Raw genomic sequence first — 853 nt, 5'->3', positions numbered from 1 at the left:
GTCCTCGGCAGACGGGCCGATGGTCTCGGGGATGACCGACCTCGCGCGCGACCTGGACCGGCGGGGCGCCGCCGCCGTCATCGGGATCGGAGGCGACGAGGCGTTCGCCGGCGCGGTCGACGTGCGTGTTCCCGGGCCGTCTCTGCCTGAACTGGTCGCTCCGTTGGCGTTGATCGTGCCCGCTCAGCTCATCGTCGAGACGTTGGCGCGTCGGCTGGGGCTCGATCCGGATGCGCCACGCGGCTTGAACAAGGTCACCCAGACCGATCCGGCCGAGTCGTAAGCTCACTCGCGCTGCAGTCCGCGCTGCGATCTCGTCAGTTCAGCGCCACGCTGCAACGATCAGTATCCATACGACCGATTCACACGACGGCGTGCTGGATGATCCAGGCATGCATGGCGATCGCGGCGGCCGCGCCGGCGTTGATCGATCGGGTCGACCCGAACTGGGCGATCGACAGGCAGACGTCCACGTGCTCCCGCGCCGCTTCAGAGAGTCCCGGCCCCTCCTGCCCGAAAAGCAGCACACACTCCCGCGGCAGCCGGTACGTCTCCAATGGGACCGAGCCGGGCAGGTTGTCGACCCCCAACACGGGCAGCCCGCGCTCATGGGCCCACGTGGCCAGCTCCGCCAGGTCGGGATGGTGCCGGACGTGCTGGTAACGGTCGGTCACCATCGCGCCCCGCCGGTTCCACCGGCGCCGCCCCACAATGTGCACCTCGGCCGCGAGGAACGCGTTCGCCGTGCGCACGACGGAGCCGATGTTGAAGTCGTGCTGCCAGTTCTCGATCGCGATGTGGAACGGGTGCCGGCGCCGGTCGAGGTCCTCGACGATCGCCTCGCGCCGCCAGT

The 853-nt window shown here is 69.4% G+C and carries 1 protein-coding gene and 1 pseudogene; one reads left to right on the top strand and one right to left on the bottom strand.

Annotated features, from left to right (window positions below):
* Positions 1–283 (top strand): annotated as a pseudogene (locus tag ELR45_RS37790) (SIS domain-containing protein); the annotation flags it as partial.
* 79 nt (positions 284–362) lie between these two features.
* On the opposite strand, the gene ELR45_RS13535 reads toward ELR45_RS37790, so the two are convergent.
* Positions 363–853 (bottom strand): TrmH family RNA methyltransferase (locus ELR45_RS13535; protein ID WP_240759672.1); only part of this gene is annotated, 491 nt, incomplete at its 5' end.

Origin of the sequence: Phytoactinopolyspora endophytica, assembly GCF_004138495.1 — a bacterium.
GTDB lineage: Bacteria > Actinomycetota > Actinomycetes > Jiangellales > Jiangellaceae > Phytoactinopolyspora > Phytoactinopolyspora endophytica.
The sequence above is the reverse complement of the archived record's forward strand: the minus strand, read 5'-3'. Positions and strand labels throughout refer to the sequence as shown.